We start from the raw sequence: 17,591 nt of genomic DNA, 5'->3' as shown, positions 1-17,591 counted from the left end.
TCGGATCGGGGCCGAGTGCCGTGTGGGTTCGGTGACTTCGATGCCTGTGCCGGGCGGGCCTCGGCGCATTCGAACAGCAGGAGGGATAGGGTCGTCCGACCATGAACGACGTTTCCGCCACCCCCCACCCCAGTTCGCGCCCCCGCGTCGCGGTCGTCTTCGGCGGCCGCAGCTCCGAGCACGCGATCTCCTGCGTCACCGCAGGGAGCGTGTTGGCCGCGATCGACCGCTCCAAGTACGACGTGCTGCCGATCGGCATCGGCACCGACGGGCGTTGGCTGCTCGTCGGTGACGATCCCGAACGGCTGGCGATCCGCGGCGACCGGCTGCCCGCGGTGGCCGATGTCGCGGACTCGTCCGCGGCCGTCATGCTTGCCGCCGACCCCACGTCGCGCGAGATCACCGTGCTCGAACCCGGCGCCTTGCCCAAGCTGCTCGGCGAGATCGACGTGGTCTTCCCGCTCCTGCACGGCCCCTACGGCGAGGACGGTACGTTCCAGGGCTTCCTGGAACTTGCCCAGGTCCCGTACGTCGGGTCCGGCGTGCTCGCCAGCGCGGCGAGCATGGACAAGGAGTACATGAAGGCCCTGTTCAGCGGGTTCGGCCTGCCGTCGGGTCCGTACGCCACGGTGCGCCCGCGGGAATGGGAGCGCGACCCGGCCGCCGTGCGCGAGGCGGTCTCCTCGCTCGGCTTCCCGGTGTTCGTCAAACCGGCCCGCGCCGGCTCCAGCATGGGCATCACCAAGGTGCACCGGATCGAGGACCTGGACGCGGCGATCGAGGAGGCCCGCCGACACGATCCCAAGGTGATCGTCGAAGGCATGCTGGTCGGGCGGGAGATCGAGTGCGGCGTCCTGGAGTTCGAGGACGGACCGCGCGCGAGCCTGCCGGCCGAGGTCCGGGTCGGCGGGGAGCACGAGTTCTACGACTTCGCCGCGAAGTACCTGCCGGACAACGGCACCCAGTTGGACGTGCCGGCGTCGCTGACCAAGGAGGAGACCGCCGAGGTGCAGCGGCTCGCGGTCGCCGCCTTCGAGGCGCTGTCCTGCGAGGGGCTGGCCCGGGTCGACTTCTTCCTGCTGGAGAACGGCCACTTCGTGATCAACGAGGTCAACACGATGCCGGGCTTCACCCCGGTATCGATGTTCCCGAGCATGTGGCAGGCGACGGGCGTGGACTATGCCGAGCTGGTTGACCGCCTGATTCAGGCAGCGTTGCGACGGCCCAACGCTTTGCTGCGTTAGTTGGGCGGGTTGGTTGGTAGGTAGGTAGGTAGGGGTGGGTCGGGGTTTGGTGAGGCCGGCCCACCTGGGGTTTGAGTGGCTGGGTCGTTGGGCGGGGGCGGTGTTCGGAGCTGGGTCGTGAGTGGAGCGAGGTGGGAAGTCCACGACGCGGGCTCAACTCCCTGACCGGGCCTGGGTCGTGAGCGGAGCGGGCGGGGTGGGCGGCTTTCGGCGATGCGGCGTTGCTTTTTATTGGGCGCCTTTGGCGCCGGCTCGCGAGGCACCACTTTTTGCTCCCCCGCTGACGCTCCTCCGCAAAAAGTGGCCCCTCGCTCGTGACTTCGTGTCCCTTCGCTTCGCTACGGGGCACGAAGTCTTTGTTTTGCGGCTCCGCCGCTCTCCGCGCTGCGCGCGTCGATCACCGGGGGCGGGCTGGGTCGGGGGCGCTGACGCGCCGGGGGTGTGGCGGGTGGGCGGGGCCTACGAGGTCTTGGCTGGGTTGGGGCGCTGACGTGGTGGGGGTCAGTCGGGTTCGGTCAGGTTCAGGGTGGTGGGGACGGCGTGGGTTACCGCTTCGGCGATGTCGGTGAGGGGGGCGGCCGGTTCGGCGAATTTTTTGGGGACGGTCATTTCGACGTTGGCTTCGCGGTAGACCGTGGTGAAGCGGACGCCGTCGGCGTACTTCGCGAAGTTCCAGATCACGCCGTTGACGGTGACCGAGTCGCGGGGTTCGGAGCCGACCTTGTCGGGGTCCACCACGCGCAGCGAGGCGGGCAGGCCCACGCCGCAGCGGAGCACGATCGCCGGGTTTCCCCAGGCGGCGGTCAGGGTGGACTTCGGCGAGGTCTTGCGAGCCTCGGCGTCCATCACCTTCGCGGGGAGTGCGTCGTGCAGGGCGCGACACGCGTCGGTCGCGGCGCCCGGTGGCGGAGTCGGCGCCGCGACCTCGATGTTGCCCGAACCGCTGTCGCACGCCACGGCCAGCGACAGTGTGACCGGGAGTAGTCCGGCGAGGATTCGAGAGGAACGCACGGGCTCGATCCTAGATGTCCCGTGCGTCGGACCACGTTCGCGGGTCAGCCCAGGTTGACCACCGGACAGGTCAGGGTGCGGGTGATGCCGTCGATGCGTTGCACCTCGGCGACCACCATGCGACCCAACTGGTCGACATCGGGGGCTTCGGCCCGCACGATCACGTCGTAGGGGCCGGTGACGTCGTCCGCTCTGGTCACCCCCGGCAACTCGGCGATCGCTCTGGCCACCGCAGCCGAACGGCCGACCTCGGTCTGGATCAGGATGTATGCCTGTACCACCACGGCCTCCCGGCGCGCAGGATGATGGGATCTTGACGTGATCCCCGCTGCTGCGACCATTGTCGGCCCGGTGGGGCTTCGGCGACCACAGCGGAAGTCGATGGATCACGGGTGACGGATCACAGCTCAACACGGGCGACGAGGCGGATCAAGGCTGATGGGCATGGCAGGAGAGCGGCGATGAGCGGGACGCTGGGCGATCTCGGCGAATTCGGCCTGATCGGGGCACTGGTCGCCCGCGTGCCGACGGGGCCGCACGTGTCCCTGGGGCCGGGCGACGACGCCGCCGTGATCGCCGCCGCCGACGGGCGGGTGGTGGCCACCATGGACCTGCTCGTCGAGGGGCGACACTTCCGGCGGGACTGGTCCACCGCGTACGACGTCGGCCGCAAGGCCGCCGCACAGAATCTGGCCGACGTGGCGGCGATGGGCGCCGTGCCCACCGCGCTGCTGATCGGTCTGTGCGGCCCGCGCGACCTGCCCACCGGGTGGGCGCTGGAGCTGTACGACGGCCTGCGCGACGAATGCGCGGTGGTCGGCGCGGGTGTCGCCGGCGGCGACGTCGTGGGCAGCGACACCGTCACCGTCGCGGTGACCGCGCTGGGCGACCTCCAGGGCCGGGCGCCGGTGGTCCGCTCCGGGGCCCGTCCCGGCGACGTGCTCGCGGTCGCGGGCTGGTTGGGCTGGTCGGCGGCGGGGCTGGCGATCCTGGGCCACGGGCACCGCGCGCCGCGCGCGTTCGTGGAGGCACACCGCCGGCCCGAGCCGCCCTACGACGCCGGTCCCGGTGCGGCGATGCTCGGCGCGACCTCGATGATCGACATCAGCGACGGCCTGCTCGCCGACATGGGCCACGTCTCGCGCGCCTCCGACGTGCGGATCGACATCCTCACCGCCCGGCTGGACGTGCCCGCCCAGATGCGCGATGTGGCCCGGGCGCTGGGCGCCGACCCGCTGAACTGGGTGCTCACCGGCGGCGAGGACCACGCCCTGGTCGCCACCTTCCCGGCGGGCACCGCGTTGCCCGCGCGCTGGCGGGTGATCGGCCGCGTACACGCCGGCACCGGCGTCACCGTGGACGGTCGGGACCCGGGCCTGGCGGGCGGATGGGACCACTTCGACCGGGGCTGAGGGGCGCGCACGCCGAGGGTGCGGGCGGCGTGGATAGGCTGCCGGGATGGTGCAGACTCCTCCGCGCGTGCTCACGGTGGCCGGCTCCGACTCCGGCGGTGGCGCCGGGATCCAGGCCGACCTCAAGACGATGCTGGCCCACGGCGTACACGGGATGAGCGTGATCGCGGCGGTGACCGCGCAGAACTCGCTCGGTGTGCAGGGCTACTGGGAACTGCCCGCGGAGGCGGTGCGGGCGCAGTTCCGCAGTGTCGTGGACGACATCGGTGTACAGGCGATCAAGACCGGGATGCTGGCCTCGCCGAACCTGGTGGCGGTGGTCGCCGCGCTGCTGGCCGAGGTGTCCGCGCCCGTGGTGGTCGATCCGGTGGCCTCCTCCAAGCACGGCGACACGTTGCTGGCGAACGACGCGCTGGAGACCCTGCGCAGCAGGCTGCTCCCGGTCGCCACGATCGTCACGCCCAACCTGTACGAGGTCGAGTTGCTGACCGGGCACAAGGTGCGCGAGCGGGCCGACATGCGCGGCGCGGCCGAGGCGGTGCGGGCGTTCGGTGCGCGCTGGGTCCTGGTCAAGGGTGGTCATCTCGAAGGAGAGGCCGCCGACCTGCTGTTCGACGGGACGCGTGAGTACTGGTTCACCAGCCCGCGCTATGACAACCGGCACACCCACGGCACCGGCTGCACGTTGGCGAGCGCGATCGCCTCGCGGCTGGCCCTGGGCGACACGGTGCCGGACGCGGTCGCCGCGGCCAAGGAATACGTCACCGGTGCGATCCGGGCCGGCTTCCCGCTGGGCGAGGGGATCGGGCCGGTCGATCACGCGTGGCGGTGGCGGGAAGGGTTCTGACCCGGAGGGGGCCGGGACTCGTCGCCTCGGGCGACGGGTCCCGGTTCACTCGACGGGCGGGCACCCCGGACAAGCCGAAGGGCCGGTCCACCGTGAGGTGGACCGGCCCTTCGAAGTCGAGCAACTAGCGGGAAACCTTGCCCGCCTTGATGCAAGAGGTGCAGACATTGAGGCGCTTCGGCGTGGCACCGACCATCGCGCGCACCGTCTGGATGTTGGGGTTCCAGCGACGGGGCGTCCGGCGGTGAGAGTGCGAAATGCTGTTGCCGAAGCCCGGCCCCTTGCCGCAGACGTCGCAGTTGGCAGCCACGGGAACACTCCAAAGACGAATGGGAATTGCGTACGAACACGTGCCGGCCGAATGCCGGACAACCGCAGAAGAGTAACCGACGAACCATGCGATGCGCGAACCCGGGATGATCCGGGCATACGCAATCAGCCGATCTCGTCATGCTTCCCGCCAAGCCTAACCCATCCGGGTGGGCCGCTTCACCGCTCCCCGTCTCGATAACGTGACCGGCGGACGGGACGCGCAGAGACGGATTCGTACAGGAGGTGGGCGTGCAGGGCCTGCTGGGAGAGCTGGACGGTCCGGCGGTACGCCGCTGGGGTCGCGTCGCCTTGGAACTGATGGGGCGAGCGCGCGAGGAAATCGACGCCCTCAACGTGTATCCCGTCCCCGACGGCGACACCGGCACCAACCTGTTCCTGACCCTGGAGTCGGGAACGGCCGAGGTCGACGCGCTGTTCGTTCGCGACCTGCCCGAGCCCGACCTGCCGACCGCCTTCCGGGCGCTGGCGCACGGCGCGTTGATGGGCGCGCGCGGCAACTCCGGGGTGATCCTCAGCCAACTCCTGCGCGGCATGGCGGAGCGCCTGGAGGCCGAACAGGTCGCCGCGCTCGAAAGCGGCCGCGCGGTGCCCGCCGGGCTCGCCCTGGCGCACGCGCTGTGCACCGCCGCCGACGCCGCCTACGCCGCGGTGGCCCGGCCGGTCGAGGGCACCATGCTCACCGTGGCCCGGGCCGCCGCCGACGCCGCGGCCGGCGCGGGCGAGGAGCTTCGGCCGGTGGTCCGGGCCGCGGCGACCGCGGCGCGCGGCGCCCTGGCCCGCACCCCCGAGCAACTGGACGTGCTGCGCCGGGCGGGCGTGGTGGACGCGGGCGGGCGTGGCCTGACCGTGCTCCTGGACGCGCTGCTCGCGGTGGTGACCGGCGAGCGCTCGGCGTACCGGATCCACCCGCACCAGGTGCAGACCCCGGTGCCGGTCCCGTTCGCCGCACCGGACGGGCCGGACACCTCGACCGAGGGCCCGGGCTTCGAGGTGATCTACCTGCTGGACGCGCCCGACCACGCGCTGCCGGCGCTGCGCGAGCGGCTCGGCGCGCTCGGCGACTCGCTCGTGGTGGTCGGCGGCGAGGGATTGTGGAACGTGCACGTGCACGTGGACGACGCGGGCGCGGCGGTCGAGGCGGGCATCGAGGCGGGCCGGCCGTACCGGATCCGGATCACCCACCTGGAGCGCACCCTCGCCGGCCTCACCGCGCCCGAGCCCACCTCCACGCGCGGGATCGTCGCGGTCGCCCAGGGCGGCGGCCTGGCCACGCTGTTCGCCGAGAACGGCGCGCACGTCGTACAGGCCGGACCCGGCCGGCGGCCCTCCACCGGGGTCCTGGTCGACGCGATCCGGCGCACCGAGGCGCGCGAGGTGGTGCTGCTGCCCAACGACGCCGACTGCCAGGCGGTGGCCGGGGTGGCCGCCCAGCAGGCCCAGGCGCACGGCATCCGGGTCCAGGTGATCCCGACCAAGGCGGCCGTACAGGGCTTGGCCGCGCTCGCCGTGCACGAACCCGGCCGGCGCTTCGACCAGGACATCGTCGGGATGACCTCGGCCGCCGGCGCCACCCGCTACGGCGCGCTCACCGTCGCCGTGCGCGAGTCCTGGACGATGGCCGGCGTCTGCCAGGCGGGCGACGTGCTCGGCGTGATCGAGGGCGACATCGCGGTGATCGGCCACGACCAACGCGAGACCGGCACCGTGCTGGTGGACCGCATGCTCGCGGGCGGCGGCGAACTGGTCACCCTGGTCACCGGCAGCGCCTGCCCGCCGGGCCTGGCCGCCGCGATCGAGCGCCACCTGCGGGCCACCCGGCTCGGCGTGGACGTGATGGTCTACGAGGGCGGCCAGGAGGTGTATCCGCTGCTCATCGGGGTCGAGTAGCGGCGACTCGGCGCTTGGGCGGCCTCGATGACAGCGTCGACCAGTACCGTTGGGCGGCATGTCGCGCCTTGACGAACCGCTGAAGAAACTCGTCGGCGACCGCACGGCGACGGTGCTGGCCAAATCCCTCAAGCTGGACACCGTCGGAGATCTGCTGCGCCACTACCCCCGGCGCTACGCGGAGCGCGGGCGCCTGACCGACCTCTCCCGCCTGGAGCCCGAGGAACACGTCACCGTGATGGCGGAGATCGCCAAGGTGACCAAGCGGCAGTTCCGCAATCGGCGCGGCAACCTGCTCGAGGTCGAGGTCACCGACGGGCGCGGCAAGCTCACCCTGATCTTCTTCAACCAGGCGTGGCGCGAGGAGGAACTGCGCCCGGGCCGGCGCGGCCTGTTCGCGGGCAAGGTGGGCCGGTTCAACAACGTGATCCAGCTCAGCCAGCCCGACTATCAACTGGTCGGCGAGGACGATCAGGACGGTGTGGCGAACCTGTTCGCCGGCGCGCTGATCCCGGTCTATCCGGCCGCCGCCAACATGCCGTCCTGGAAGATCGCGCAGTGTGTGGGCATGGCGCTGGACACGCTGGGCGAGGTCGGCGACCCGCTGCCCGCCGAGATGCGCGAGCGGCGCGGCATGCCGGGACTGGCCGAGGCGCTCGTCCAAGTGCACCGGCCGGCCTCGTGGGACGACGTCACCGCGGCCAAGGACCGGCTCAAGTGGGACGAGGCGTTCGTCCTGCAGATCGCCCTGGCCCGCCGCCGTCGGGACGCGCGGGCGCTGTCCGCGGTCGCCCGCCCGCGCCGCGCGAACGGCATCCTGGACGCCTTCGACGCCCGCCTCCCGTTCGAACTCACCGACGGGCAAAAGGAGGTCTGCGCCGAGATCGAGGCCGACCTGGCCACCGAACATCCGATGCACCGCCTGCTCCAGGGGGAGGTCGGGGCCGGCAAGACGCTCGTCGCGCTGCGGGGCATGTTGACCGTGGTCGACGCCGGCGGACAGACCGCGTTGTTGGCGCCGACCGAGGTGCTCGCGCAGCAGCACTATCGGTCGATCGTGGAGATGCTCGGACCGCTGGCCGAGGGCGCCGGGATGCTCGGCGGGTCGGAGATCGGCACCAAGGTCACCCTGCTCACCGGCTCGATGGGGGTGCCCGCGCGCCGTGCCGCGCTGCTGGACCTGGTCACCGGTGAGGCCGGGATCGCGATCGGCACGCATGCGCTGATCGAGGACAAGGTGGGGTTCCACGACCTGGGCCTGGTCGTGGTCGACGAGCAGCACCGCTTCGGCGTCGAACAGCGCGACGCGCTGCGCGGCAAGGGCAAACGTCCGCCGCACCTGCTGGTGATGACCGCCACGCCGATCCCGCGCACGGTGGCGATGACCGTGTTCGGCGACCTGGAGACCTCGATCCTGGCCCAGCTCCCGTCCGGCCGATCGCCGATCGCCACGCACGTGGTCCCGGCCAAGGAGAAGCCGCACTTCCTCGACCGCGCGTGGCAGCGGGTGCGCGAGGAGGTGGAGAACGGCCACCAGGCCTACGTGGTGTGCCCGCGGATCGGCGACGAGGAGGACGACCCGAAGGCGAAGAAGAAGGCCAAGAAGAAGGCCAAGGCCGCGAAACCGGCCGAGGACCTGCCCGCCGAGGCGTACCTGGACGACCCCGAGGACATCGGCGCGGACGCCGCGGACGGCGAGGAGCGGCGACCGCCGCTGGCCGTACTCGACGTCGCCGCGGCGCTGACCGCCGGTCCGCTGGCCGGGCTGCGGATCGCGGTGCTGCACGGCCGGATGGCGCCGGACGACAAGGACGACGTGATGCGCCGCTTCACCGCCGGCGAACTGGACGTGCTGGTGGCCACCACGGTGATCGAGGTCGGCGTCAACGTGCCCAACGCGACCGCGATGGTGATCATGGACGCCGACCGGTTCGGCGTCTCCCAACTGCACCAGCTCCGCGGCCGAGTCGGCCGCGGCAGCGCTCCCGGCCTGACCCTGCTGGTCAGCGAGATGCCCGGCGGCACCTCCGCGCGCGAACGCCTGGACGCGGTCGCGGCGACCCTGGACGGATTCGAGCTGTCCCGGATCGACCTCGAACAACGCCGCGAGGGCGATGTGCTCGGCGACGCGCAGTCCGGCTCGCGCTCGTCGCTGCGCATGCTCGAGGTCGTCCGGGACGAGGAACTGATCGTGGCCGCTCGCGAGGAGGCGAGCACGATCGTGGCGAACGATCCGGACCTGGTCGAGCACCACGACCTGCGCAGCGCGCTGGCCAGCATCCTGGACGACGAGCGCGCGGAGTACCTCGACAAGGGCTGACCGCCCTCGTTCCGCTCCCGCGCGCCCCCACGGCTCACCCGTTCGGAGCACGCGGAACAGCTCGTCGGTTGGTTACCAATGGGCCATGGACGCACGTACGGGGGACCAGGGCTTCGACGCGCTCTTTTGCGGGTTGCTCCCTCGGTTGTATCGACGGGCCGTGTTGCTCGCCGGCGAGGGCAGCGCCGAGGACGCGGTGCACGAGACGTACCTCAAGCTGGCCCGCAGACCCGACCGGCTGCTCGGCCATCCCGAGCCCTACGCCTACGCCTTCCGGGCCCTGGTCAGCGTCACCCGCGACATGTGGCGCGTCCGCAGCCGCCAGGTGTTGCTGCCCGAACCGCCCGAGCCCGCGGAGCGGGCCCGGTCCGGCGCCGGCGACGACGCGATCGCCCGGCGCGAGGCCGAGTGGGAGGCGGTACGGATGCTCGGCTCGCTGCCCGCCAAACAGGCCGCTGCGGTGCTCCTGGTCGACCTGGACGGATACACGATCGATCAGGCCGCCGAGATCCTCGGCGTGCACCGGGGGACGGTGTCCCGCTCACGCGAGCGTGCCCTGACCCGGCTGCGGGTCGGTCTGGGCGGCCCCACCGGACGGTTCCGCCGCCGGGATCGACACGAAGGAGTCTCCCGGTGAACCCGTTGCCCCCCGATGTCGACGACCCCGACGTCGCGGTCGCCGAACTGCGAACCCGGCTGCGCGACGCGGACGCCGCGTGTGTCGAACCGCCCGGCCTGGCGCTGCGGGTGCTGCGCCGGCCCGCACCGCGCCCGGTGTGGCGCGGCGCGTTCGCGGTGGTGCTCGCCGCGGTGCTGGTGGTCGCCGTGGTCGGCCTGGGTGCCTTCCTGGCCGGCCGGCACGACCCGGTCGACCGGCCGACCCCCAGGCCGCCCGCCGCGCGTGCGGTCAGCGTGCAGAGCGAGGTCTTCAACTCCGAGGTGCCGTGCCGCGAGCTGCGCACGATCGAGTGTTCGCTCGGCGTCTTCAAGGAGGCGAGGTTGTCGTCGCGGACGGCCGATCTGGCCGATCGGGTCTGGCACGGCGACCGGCTGCTCCTGGTCTGCCTGCGCGCGGACGGTCCGCGGGTGACCGACGAGACCGGCGTCGGGTCCAAGCACTGGTATCGGGTGGTGGTGCTGGGCACCGGTGCCGAGGGCTGGCTACCCGGCGTGCGCACCCGCAACGAGGCCGAGGTACCGGACTGTTCCTTCTGAACGCGGCGGGCGAACGCAAGTCGCCCGTGCCGTTGCCGTCGACGTGACGGTTCGCTGCGGGCGACCTGCCGGTGTCTTTGGGTGAACGAGGCGTCGCGCACCGTGCCTCGGCCCGGATTTCGTCGGCCGCGACCAGTCGATAGCGTTGACCCCATGCCGGATACGTACGCCGGGCCCGCCCGCAGCGCCGCCCACGAGCCCGCCCACCGCCCGCGAGCACGCGCATGACCCGGGTGATCGCCGGGGCGGCGGGCGGCCGACGCCTGACCACCCCGCCCGGCGAGAACACCCGGCCGACCTCGGACCGGGCCCGCGAGGGACTGTTCTCCACCCTTCGCTCGTTGCGCGGCAACCTGCACGGCGCCCGAGTGCTCGACCTGTTCGCGGGCTCCGGCGCGGTCGGCCTGGAGGCGCTGTCCCGCGGCGCGACGCGGGCGCTGCTGGTCGAGTCCGACCCCCGGGCGGCGAACACGATCCGCACGAACATCCGCCTCGTCGCATTGCCCGGCGCGGAGCTGCGGTCGGCCCGCGCGGAGAAGACGGCCGCGATCCCCTGCGTCGAGGAGCCGTACGACGTCGTCTTCCTCGATCCGCCGTACGCGGTCACCGACGGTGACGTGCGCGCGCTGCTCGAAGCACTGGCCGAACACGGCTGGTTGGCGCCCGAGGCGCTGATCGTGGTCGAACGGGCCACTCGTGGTGGGCCATTCGCGTGGCCCGCCGATTTCGCCGAGATCAGATCCCGTCGCTACGGCGAGGGAACGCTCTGGTACGGTCGCGCCGCGCAAGCCTGACCAGGCGGGCGGGCCATCGGGCCCGGACCCGTCGGCACCCGATTTCGAGGGGAACCTCCGTTGCGTCGAGTCGTCTGCCCCGGTTCGTTCGACCCGGTCACCAACGGCCATCTGGACATCATCGGACGGGCGTCGAGCCTGTACGACGAGGTCTACGTGGCGATCGGTTTCAATCGTGCCAAGCGCTCGGGTCTGTTCACCATCGAGGAACGCATCGAGATGCTCCACGAGGTGGTCGAGCAGTACCGGAACGTCAAGGTCGAGGCCTTCGAGGGGTTGCTGGTCAACTTCTGCAGGGAACGCGGGATCCCGGCCATCATCAAGGGTCTGCGGGCCGTCACCGACTTCGACTACGAGTTGCAGATGGCGCAGATGAACTACGGTCTTACCGAAGTGGAGACGTTGTTCGTCGCGACGAACCCCCTCTACAGCTTTCTGTCGTCGAGTCTCATCAAAGAGGTCGCGACGTACGGAGGCGACGTGTCCGGCCTGGTGCCGGAGACGGTGCTACGTCGGCTCACCGAGCGGCTCGCGCAGGGCTGACGCGGCACGTGCCTCGTTGTCGGGCCGACCGCCCGCGGCGAGTCGGTCCGTCACGCGATGCCGGCGAACACGACGGCTACCGTCGGTTTGAGGAGAGAGAGCAAGCCCGTGGACGTGCAGCCCAAGCTCGATGAACTGATCGCTCTGGTCGAGAACGCGCGCTCGATGCCGATGTCGGCGTCGTGCGTGGTCAACCGTGCGGACGTGGTGGCCCGGCTCGAGGAACTCAAGAACCTGCTGCCCGCCGAGTTCGACCACGCCCGCCGAGTGCTCGGCGACCGCGAGTCGGTCATCGAGGAGGGGCGCCGCGAGGCCGAGCGGGTGCTGGCCAACGCGCGCGAGGAGCGCGGCTCGCTGATCGCCGACACCGAGGTGGCCCGCGAGGCGTACGGCGAGGCCGACCGGATCCTGTCCGAGGCCCGGCGCGAGGCCCAGCGCATCCGCGAGGAAGCCGACGACTACGTCGACCAGAAGCTGGCCAACTTCGAGGTCGTGCTGACCAAGACGCTCGGCGCGATCGGCCGGGGCCGGGACAAGATGCGCGGTCGCCGCCCGTCCGACGAGCTCGGCGAGTACATGCAGGCGCAGGAGCTGGCCGACGCCCAGGCCAAGGGCCGTCCGGGCAGCCTCCAGGCCCAGCTCGACGGCCACGAGGAGACCTTCGCCGCGCCGCCCGCCCCGGAGTACCCGGCCGCGCCGCCCACCGCGCCGACCGTGCCCGCGCAGGCCGGCCCGTACGGCCAGGACACCTATGCGCAGCCCGGCTACGGACAGCCCGCCTACGCGCAGGGCACCGGCCCGGACAACGGCTACGCCGGTGGCTACGAGGGTCAGTACGACATGCAGCAGTACGATCAGCACGGGCAGCCGCAGTACCCGGCGCAGCACAACCCGGCCCAGCACACTCCGGCGAGCACCGGGCAGCAGCCCGCCTACGACCCGCAGGCCCAGTACGCGCAGTCGCTGGACGAGACCAGCTTCTTCGACACGAGTCTGATCGACGTCCGCCAGTTCCAGCAGGACGGCGGTCGGCAGTAGCCGGCTCGCGCGAGCGGGCCCGGCGATCGAAACGTGCCGCTCGAATGGCCCCGTTTGGGGCCTGGCGCGCCGGCTGCGATACTCTTACGGACCGACCCTGCCCGAGGCGTGTTTTCCGCGTGCCCCGAGGGTCGGCACCCTGACCATCGAAGCCCCCCGCGACCCGGGGGGTGGCACTGCATGAGGTAGGACATCCTGGACCGCTTGGATCACCGCAAGCCGCTCGTCGTCGATACACGCGAGCTGGGGCGTCGGCCTGGATCCATGCTGAAGGTGTCCCGCTCCGTGCCGGCCCCGGTGGACATGGGCGTGGCAGACGTGATCGGCGCTCCCGAAGGTGCCCCCATCCAGCTCGGTGTCCGACTGGAAGCGGTCATGGAGGGTGTGCTGGTCACCGGCGTCGCACAGGTGCCGCTGACCGGTGAGTGCGTCCGGTGCCTGGAACCGCTCGAGCGCGAGCTCACGGTGCGTTTCCAGGAGCTGTACGTCTACCCGGACGCGGACGCCGACGAGGACGCCTTCCGGCTCACGGACGACTTGTTCGACCTGGAGCCGGTGCTGCGGGACGCGACGGTGCTCGCACTGCCGCTCTCGCCGCTGTGCCGGGAGGACTGCCCGGGTCTGTGCTCCGAATGCGGAGCACTGCTCGCGGAGGACCCCGACCACAGTCACGAGCTCGCCGATCCCCGGTGGGCGAAGTTGACCAACATCTTCGACGGACCTTCCGCCGAAGCCGACGTTGACGGCGCGTCCAGCGCCGACGAGAACCAGGAGAAGTAGCCGTGGCTGTTCCGAAGCGGAAGATGTCGCGCAGCAACACCCGGCACCGCCGGAGCCAGTGGAAGGCCACTGCCGCCAACCTGGTGACCTGCGAGCGCTGCCGTGAGCCGAAGCTGTCGCACATCGCGTGCCCGAGCTGCGGCACCTACAACCGCCGCCAGGTCCTCGACGTCTGATCAGGCCGGTGGTCGTTCCGGTGACGGAATCACTCGCGCAATACGCGGATCTGGAAGGGCGGCTGGGCTGGTCGCTCGATGCCGCCCTTCTGGAACGCGCCCTCACCCATCGCTCGTACGCGTACGAGCACGGCGGGCTCCCGACCAACGAGCGCCTGGAATTCCTGGGCGACTCGGTGCTCGGTCTCGTCGTCACCGACACGCTGTACCGCAGGCACCCCGACCTGCCCGAGGGTCAGCTCGCGAAACTGCGGGCCGCCGTCGTCAACTCGCGCGCCCTGGCGGGCGTCAGTCGGCGACTCGACCTGGGCGCCTTCATCCGGCTCGGCCGAGGTGAAGTGGGCACGGGTGGGCGAGACAAGTCCTCGATCCTCGCGGACACCCTCGAAGCCATCCTCGGTGCGGTGTACCTGGACCAGGGTCTCGACGCGGCGACCGAACTGATCCACCGGTTGTTCGATCCACTGATCGAGCAGTCGGCGAATCTCGGCGCGGGCCTGGACTGGAAGACCAGTCTCCAGGAGCAGACCGCCGCGGCGGGAATCGGAGTGCCCGAATACGTGGTCTCCGAGACCGGTCCCGACCACGAGAAGACCTTCACCGCCCTCGCCCGGGTCGCGGGTGTCGATTACGGCACCGGTGTCGGGCGGAGCAAGAAGGAGGCGGAGCAGCAGGCCGCCGAAAGCGCTTGGCACTCGATCCGGGCCAAGTACGGAGACGGTTCCGGCACGCAGCCGGCCACCGCGTAGTCTCCGAGCCAATGCCTGCCGATAGGTAAGTTCGAACCGGTCACCGACCTCACGGTCGCCCGGCACGACCTCACCTACCGGCAGGCATTTTCGCATTCCCGGTACCGGCCCGCCGACGTTTCTCGCGTCGCGGGTCGAGGCCGTCTCCCGTCGTGTCGTCTCCGGTTGTGCCGTCCCCAGGGGGAGTGCAAGGTGCCCGAACTGCCCGAGGTCGAGGTCGTCCGTCGCGGACTGGAGAAGTGGGTGGTGGGTCGCACCATCGCGCACGTCGAGGTCACCCACGAGCGTGCCGTGCGGCGCCATTCGGCGGGCCTGGTGGACTTCGCCGACGTGCTGGTCGGCGCCCGGGTGCACGCCGCCCGACGGCGCGGGAAGTATCTGTGGTTGCCGCTGGTGGCGCCCGAGGCCGAGGACCCCGAGGACGCGCTGCTCGCGCACCTGGGCATGAGCGGCCAACTGCTGGTGCAACCGCCCGAGGCGCCCCGGGAGAAGCACCTGCACGTGCGGTTCACCTTCACCGACGGCGGGCGCGAGCTGCGCTTCGTCGACCAACGCACGTTCGGCGGGCTCGCGGTCGAGCGCGGCGGCGCCGAACTGCCGCCCTCGATGGCGCACATCGCCCGCGATCCGTTGGACCCGCTGTTCGACGACGCGCTCTTCCACGCGGCGCTGCGCCGGCGCAACACCGAGATCAAACGGGCCCTGTTGGACCAGTCCCTGGTCAGCGGGATCGGCAACATCTACGCCGACGAGGCGTTGTGGCGGGCCCGGCTGCACGGTGCCCGGCAGACCGGCAACCTCACCCTCGCGCAGACCACGTTGCTGCTCGCGTCCGCGCGGGACGTGATGACCGACGCGCTGGCCGCGGGCGGCACCTCCTTCGACAGCCTGTACGTCAACGTGAACGGCGAGAGCGGCTACTTCTCCCGCGCCCTGGACGCCTACGGCCGCGAGGGTGAGCCGTGCAACCGGTGCGCGACGCCGATCCGACGGATCTCGTTCATGAATCGCAGCAGTTACTTCTGTCCGGTCTGTCAGCGCACGCCACGCAAGCCGACGGCCGGGGCGTAGGCACCGCAATCCAGGGAGCGCGTGTCATGGGATTCAACGGGGACATCGTCGTCGTGCGCGGGGCGCGGCCGTTGTCCGAATACGCGCCGCACGTGGACACGGCGGCGCACCCGGCCCGGACGATGTGGGAGTCGCCGGACGGCTGGACCACGACGCATGTGCGGCACGGGGACGACCCGTTCGCGTTCGAGCGGCCGTGGCTGGAGGCGCTGGCCGCGAAGGCGGACTCGCCGGTGCTGGTGTGCTGGGTCTTCGAGACGCACGTCGCGCACGTCCAGGGGGTGAGCGAGGAGGGCGCCTGGGAGGCGTGGCTCAATCCGGGGGAGGCGGCGGCGCACCTGGCGATGGGCCGGCTCGAACTGGAGGCGGCGCGCACCGGGACGGAGGTCTTCGACGGCGGCGAGCTGCGGCGACCGGAACGCTACGCCCAACTGCGCGACGAGGTGGGCGAGGTGCTGGACCGGGCCCGGCCGAAGGTGGTCGACGCGGCGGTGCGCTGGGCACGGGCGGCGGGTCGCACGGCGGCGGCGGAGGCGGTCGACCTGGTGCTGGCCCGCAACCAGGGCGAATCCGGGCTGTACGTGTTCGGTCTGCTGGCGGATCGGCTCGGCGTCGGGCCGCGCTGAGGAACGGGCCCGCGCCGTCTGCCGGAAACGCCCGGGGTCAGCGGCCGAACTCCTGGGTCCACCAAGGGCCGTTGCCGCCCTCCTTGATGCCGACGCCGATCTTGGTCAGGCTGCAGTCGAGGATGTTGCGGCGGTGGCCGGGGCTGTTCATCCAGGCCCGCATCACCGCGTCGGCGGTCTTTTGGCCGCGGGCGATGTTCTCCGCGCCCAGGTAGGTCACGCCGGCCTTCTCGGCGCGGTCCCACGGGGTCAGGCCCTCGGGGGTGTTGTGGTCGAAGTAGTCGCGGGCGGCCATGTCCGCGCTGTGTGCGCGGGCCAGGGCGACCAGCTTGGCGTCGTTCTTGACCGGGCCGCAGCCGGCGGTCGCGCGCTCCTCGTTGACCACCGCGAGCACCCTGTCCTCGGGGCCGCTCGGCGGGTTCGACGCGCTCGTGCTCGGGGTGCCGGCGGGCTTGCTCGGCGTCGCGGTCCGGCTCGGGACGCCGGTCGCGCCGGTGGTCGGCGCACCGGGCGTCGTGCTCGTGGTGGGCGCGGTGCTCCCCGTGGGCAGCGCGGTCCGGCCGCTGGTCGCCGCGCCCGGGAGCAGACTGCGGGACGCCTCGTCGCCGGTGCGGTCGGCGCCGACGGCGCCCGGTGCGGCGGAACCGTCGAGGGCATGCCCCGGAAGGGGTCCTTCGGCGCCCGCCACCCGATTGGCGGAGGACTCGCCCGCCCGGTTCGAGACGACCAGGCCGGCCACTGTGCCACCGACCGCGAGCAGGGCCAACAGGGCGATCAACGGAGCCAGACGGCGGCGGCGCGACTTCGCGCGTCGTCGATGCGGGTGGGCCGAGGCCGAGGTACGACTGTGCCGAGCCATGGAGGGTTGCGTCACCTTCCGGCAGGGGATATTCACTCACCCGAACGGGTGACATGCCGGAGTGACTCTAGGGCACAGCCGACCAGAGTTGACGGACAACCGGAATCTTCTTGACTGGGGAGGTCGAAAGATGATCTCGTACACCCAGCACGACAGCCGTCACCCCAGTCCGCGGTCGAACCGCGTTTGATCGGGTGAAGGTCTCGTTATCGTGCCGTTATGATATTGACCTCCTGCGATTTTGGTGCGACGCTGGAAGCCCGCGCACCCTATCAGGAGCCTTGCGGCCGGGTGCCACATTTAGACCCGCGAATCTGCGTGGTCATTCATTTTCAGCGTGGAGGACCCTCTCATGGCGAAGGCGCTTCTCGGTTACGTCGGCGGCCCCGATCCCCGACTGCTCGCCGAGAATCGACGGCTCCAGCAGCGTGTTCGTGACCTGGAAACGGAACTTGTCCGTGCCCAGGAGCGTAACGACGCGCTCAACGCCGCCGCTTCGGACGAGCTGCTTGCCGGCTTCGACGTCTCCGCGGCAGAACCCGCGCTTTCGCGAGCGTAGGTCCGCGCAAGCGATAACCAGGGACGCCTTCAGGCGTCCCTTTGTCGTTTCCGGCCACGGTCGTGTTCCGCCCGTTACCCGGGATGTCATCCGGTTGGTGGCCGGGTGTTGCTCCCGGCTGGTCTCC

Annotated in this window: 20 protein-coding genes; 16 read left to right on the top strand and 4 right to left on the bottom strand. The window is 71.3% G+C overall.

Translation table 11 applies throughout. The features are described from left to right. The first annotated feature begins 101 nt into the window (after positions 1 to 101). Positions 102 to 1,244 (top strand): D-alanine--D-alanine ligase family protein, encoded by a 1,143-nt coding sequence (locus ABZ374_RS14575; protein ID WP_360310689.1) that lies wholly within the window; start codon positions 102 to 104, stop codon positions 1,242 to 1,244. A 501-nt stretch (positions 1,245 to 1,745) separates the two neighbouring features. Here ABZ374_RS14575 and ABZ374_RS14570 read toward each other — a convergent pair. Then, positions 1,746 to 2,255 carry a DUF3515 family protein gene (locus tag ABZ374_RS14570; protein WP_360310687.1) on the bottom strand — a complete coding sequence of 170 codons (510 nt, stop codon included), beginning with the start codon at positions 2,253 to 2,255 and terminating at the stop codon, positions 1,746 to 1,748. A 44-nt stretch (positions 2,256 to 2,299) separates the two neighbouring features. Further along, complete coding sequence (locus ABZ374_RS14565) at positions 2,300 to 2,536, bottom strand: Lrp/AsnC ligand binding domain-containing protein (protein WP_360310685.1); 237 nt, start codon at positions 2,534 to 2,536, stop codon at positions 2,300 to 2,302. Between the two features lie 180 nt (positions 2,537 to 2,716). Here ABZ374_RS14565 and ABZ374_RS14560 point away from each other — a divergent pair, with 180 nt between their 5' ends. Both ABZ374_RS14560 and thiD read left to right on the top strand, forming a co-directional pair. Continuing rightward, complete coding sequence (locus ABZ374_RS14560) at positions 2,717 to 3,667, top strand: thiamine-phosphate kinase (protein WP_360310683.1); 951 nt, start codon at positions 2,717 to 2,719, stop codon at positions 3,665 to 3,667. 46 nt (positions 3,668 to 3,713) lie between these two features. Beyond that, a complete protein-coding gene (gene thiD / locus ABZ374_RS14555) occupies positions 3,714 to 4,514 on the top strand; it encodes a bifunctional hydroxymethylpyrimidine kinase/phosphomethylpyrimidine kinase (protein WP_360310681.1) in 801 nt (266 codons plus the stop codon). A 124-nt stretch (positions 4,515 to 4,638) separates the two neighbouring features. Here the strand turns inward: thiD and rpmB are convergent, their stop codons facing one another. After that, positions 4,639 to 4,824: a 50S ribosomal protein L28 gene (rpmB, locus tag ABZ374_RS14550; protein ID WP_079026714.1), complete on the bottom strand. Its 186-nt coding sequence runs from the start codon at positions 4,822 to 4,824 to the stop codon at positions 4,639 to 4,641. Positions 4,825 to 5,069: 245 nt separating this feature from the next. Between rpmB and ABZ374_RS14545 the strand changes: the two genes are divergently transcribed. The 12 genes from ABZ374_RS14545 (at position 5,070) to ABZ374_RS14490 (ending at position 16,046) form a co-directional block, all read left to right on the top strand. Next, complete coding sequence (locus tag ABZ374_RS14545; RefSeq protein WP_360310679.1) at positions 5,070 to 6,734, top strand: DAK2 domain-containing protein; 1,665 nt, start codon at positions 5,070 to 5,072, stop codon at positions 6,732 to 6,734. Positions 6,735 to 6,792: 58 nt separating this feature from the next. Beyond that, entirely contained in the window at positions 6,793 to 9,054 is a 2,262-nt protein-coding gene (gene recG, locus ABZ374_RS14540) for an ATP-dependent DNA helicase RecG (RefSeq protein WP_360310677.1), read from the top strand. Between the two features lie 85 nt (positions 9,055 to 9,139). After that, positions 9,140 to 9,691, top strand: coding sequence for an RNA polymerase sigma factor (locus tag ABZ374_RS14535; RefSeq protein WP_360310675.1), 552 nt, complete (start codon positions 9,140 to 9,142; stop codon positions 9,689 to 9,691). Next, positions 9,688 to 10,269, top strand: coding sequence for a hypothetical protein (locus ABZ374_RS14530; RefSeq protein WP_360310673.1), 582 nt, complete (start codon positions 9,688 to 9,690; stop codon positions 10,267 to 10,269). Before ABZ374_RS14535 ends, ABZ374_RS14530 begins: the two co-directional genes overlap by 4 nt. A gap of 224 nt (positions 10,270 to 10,493) precedes the next feature. Continuing rightward, positions 10,494 to 11,063 carry a 16S rRNA (guanine(966)-N(2))-methyltransferase RsmD gene (rsmD, locus tag ABZ374_RS14525; RefSeq protein WP_360310671.1) on the top strand — a complete coding sequence of 190 codons (570 nt, stop codon included), beginning with the start codon at positions 10,494 to 10,496 and terminating at the stop codon, positions 11,061 to 11,063. 60 nt (positions 11,064 to 11,123) lie between these two features. Continuing rightward, positions 11,124 to 11,606, top strand: coding sequence for a pantetheine-phosphate adenylyltransferase (gene coaD, locus ABZ374_RS14520; protein WP_360310669.1), 483 nt, complete (start codon positions 11,124 to 11,126; stop codon positions 11,604 to 11,606). 108 nt (positions 11,607 to 11,714) lie between these two features. Then, positions 11,715 to 12,644 carry a cell division initiation protein gene (locus tag ABZ374_RS14515; protein WP_360310668.1) on the top strand — a complete coding sequence of 310 codons (930 nt, stop codon included), beginning with the start codon at positions 11,715 to 11,717 and terminating at the stop codon, positions 12,642 to 12,644. A gap of 264 nt (positions 12,645 to 12,908) precedes the next feature. Beyond that, positions 12,909 to 13,424, top strand: coding sequence for a YceD family protein (locus ABZ374_RS14510; protein WP_360310666.1), 516 nt, complete (start codon positions 12,909 to 12,911; stop codon positions 13,422 to 13,424). 2 nt (positions 13,425 to 13,426) lie between these two features. Next, a complete protein-coding gene (gene rpmF / locus ABZ374_RS14505; protein WP_026218805.1) occupies positions 13,427 to 13,600 on the top strand; it encodes a 50S ribosomal protein L32 in 174 nt (57 codons plus the stop codon). A 20-nt stretch (positions 13,601 to 13,620) separates the two neighbouring features. Next, entirely contained in the window at positions 13,621 to 14,349 is a 729-nt protein-coding gene (gene rnc, locus ABZ374_RS14500) for a ribonuclease III (RefSeq protein WP_355544790.1), read from the top strand. 192 nt (positions 14,350 to 14,541) lie between these two features. Then, on the top strand, positions 14,542 to 15,420 hold the full coding sequence (mutM, locus tag ABZ374_RS14495) for a bifunctional DNA-formamidopyrimidine glycosylase/DNA-(apurinic or apyrimidinic site) lyase (RefSeq protein WP_360310663.1): 879 nt from the start codon (positions 14,542 to 14,544) through the stop codon (positions 15,418 to 15,420). 26 nt (positions 15,421 to 15,446) lie between these two features. Continuing rightward, the gene (locus ABZ374_RS14490) at positions 15,447 to 16,046 is read left to right on the top strand and encodes a hypothetical protein (protein WP_360310661.1); all 600 of its coding nucleotides are present in this window, start codon (positions 15,447 to 15,449) and stop codon (positions 16,044 to 16,046) included. A gap of 37 nt (positions 16,047 to 16,083) precedes the next feature. On the opposite strand, the gene ABZ374_RS14485 is transcribed toward ABZ374_RS14490, so the two are convergent. Next, complete coding sequence (locus ABZ374_RS14485; protein ID WP_360310659.1) at positions 16,084 to 16,905, bottom strand: CAP domain-containing protein; 822 nt, start codon at positions 16,903 to 16,905, stop codon at positions 16,084 to 16,086. A gap of 352 nt (positions 16,906 to 17,257) precedes the next feature. Here ABZ374_RS14485 and ABZ374_RS14480 point away from each other — a divergent pair, with 352 nt between their 5' ends. Next, positions 17,258 to 17,464: a hypothetical protein gene (locus ABZ374_RS14480; RefSeq protein ID WP_078975259.1), complete on the top strand. Its 207-nt coding sequence runs from the start codon at positions 17,258 to 17,260 to the stop codon at positions 17,462 to 17,464. Positions 17,465 to 17,591 lie beyond the last annotated feature (127 nt).

Source organism: Embleya sp. NPDC005971 (genome assembly GCF_040629175.1).
Lineage (GTDB): Bacteria > Actinomycetota > Actinomycetes > Streptomycetales > Streptomycetaceae > Embleya.
Note: the sequence above shows the minus strand (reverse complement) of the source record. Positions and strands in the feature narration are given on the sequence as shown.

Coding starts and splice junctions, on each gene's coding strand:
- ABZ374_RS14575 (WP_360310689.1), top strand. CDS start 102: ATGAACGACGTTTCCGCCACCCCCCACCCCAGTTCGCGCCCCCGCGTC.
- ABZ374_RS14560 (WP_360310683.1), top strand. CDS start 2,717: ATGAGCGGGACGCTGGGCGATCTCGGCGAATTCGGCCTGATCGGGGCA.
- thiD (WP_360310681.1), top strand. CDS start 3,714: ATGGTGCAGACTCCTCCGCGCGTGCTCACGGTGGCCGGCTCCGACTCC.
- recG (WP_360310677.1), top strand. CDS start 6,793: ATGTCGCGCCTTGACGAACCGCTGAAGAAACTCGTCGGCGACCGCACG.
- ABZ374_RS14535 (WP_360310675.1), top strand. CDS start 9,140: ATGGACGCACGTACGGGGGACCAGGGCTTCGACGCGCTCTTTTGCGGG.
- rsmD (WP_360310671.1), top strand. CDS start 10,494: ATGACCCGGGTGATCGCCGGGGCGGCGGGCGGCCGACGCCTGACCACC.
- ABZ374_RS14510 (WP_360310666.1), top strand. CDS start 12,909: ATGCTGAAGGTGTCCCGCTCCGTGCCGGCCCCGGTGGACATGGGCGTG.
- ABZ374_RS14490 (WP_360310661.1), top strand. CDS start 15,447: ATGGGATTCAACGGGGACATCGTCGTCGTGCGCGGGGCGCGGCCGTTG.
- ABZ374_RS14485 (WP_360310659.1), bottom strand. CDS start 16,905: ATGGCTCGGCACAGTCGTACCTCGGCCTCGGCCCACCCGCATCGACGA.
- ABZ374_RS14480 (WP_078975259.1), top strand. CDS start 17,258: ATGGCGAAGGCGCTTCTCGGTTACGTCGGCGGCCCCGATCCCCGACTG.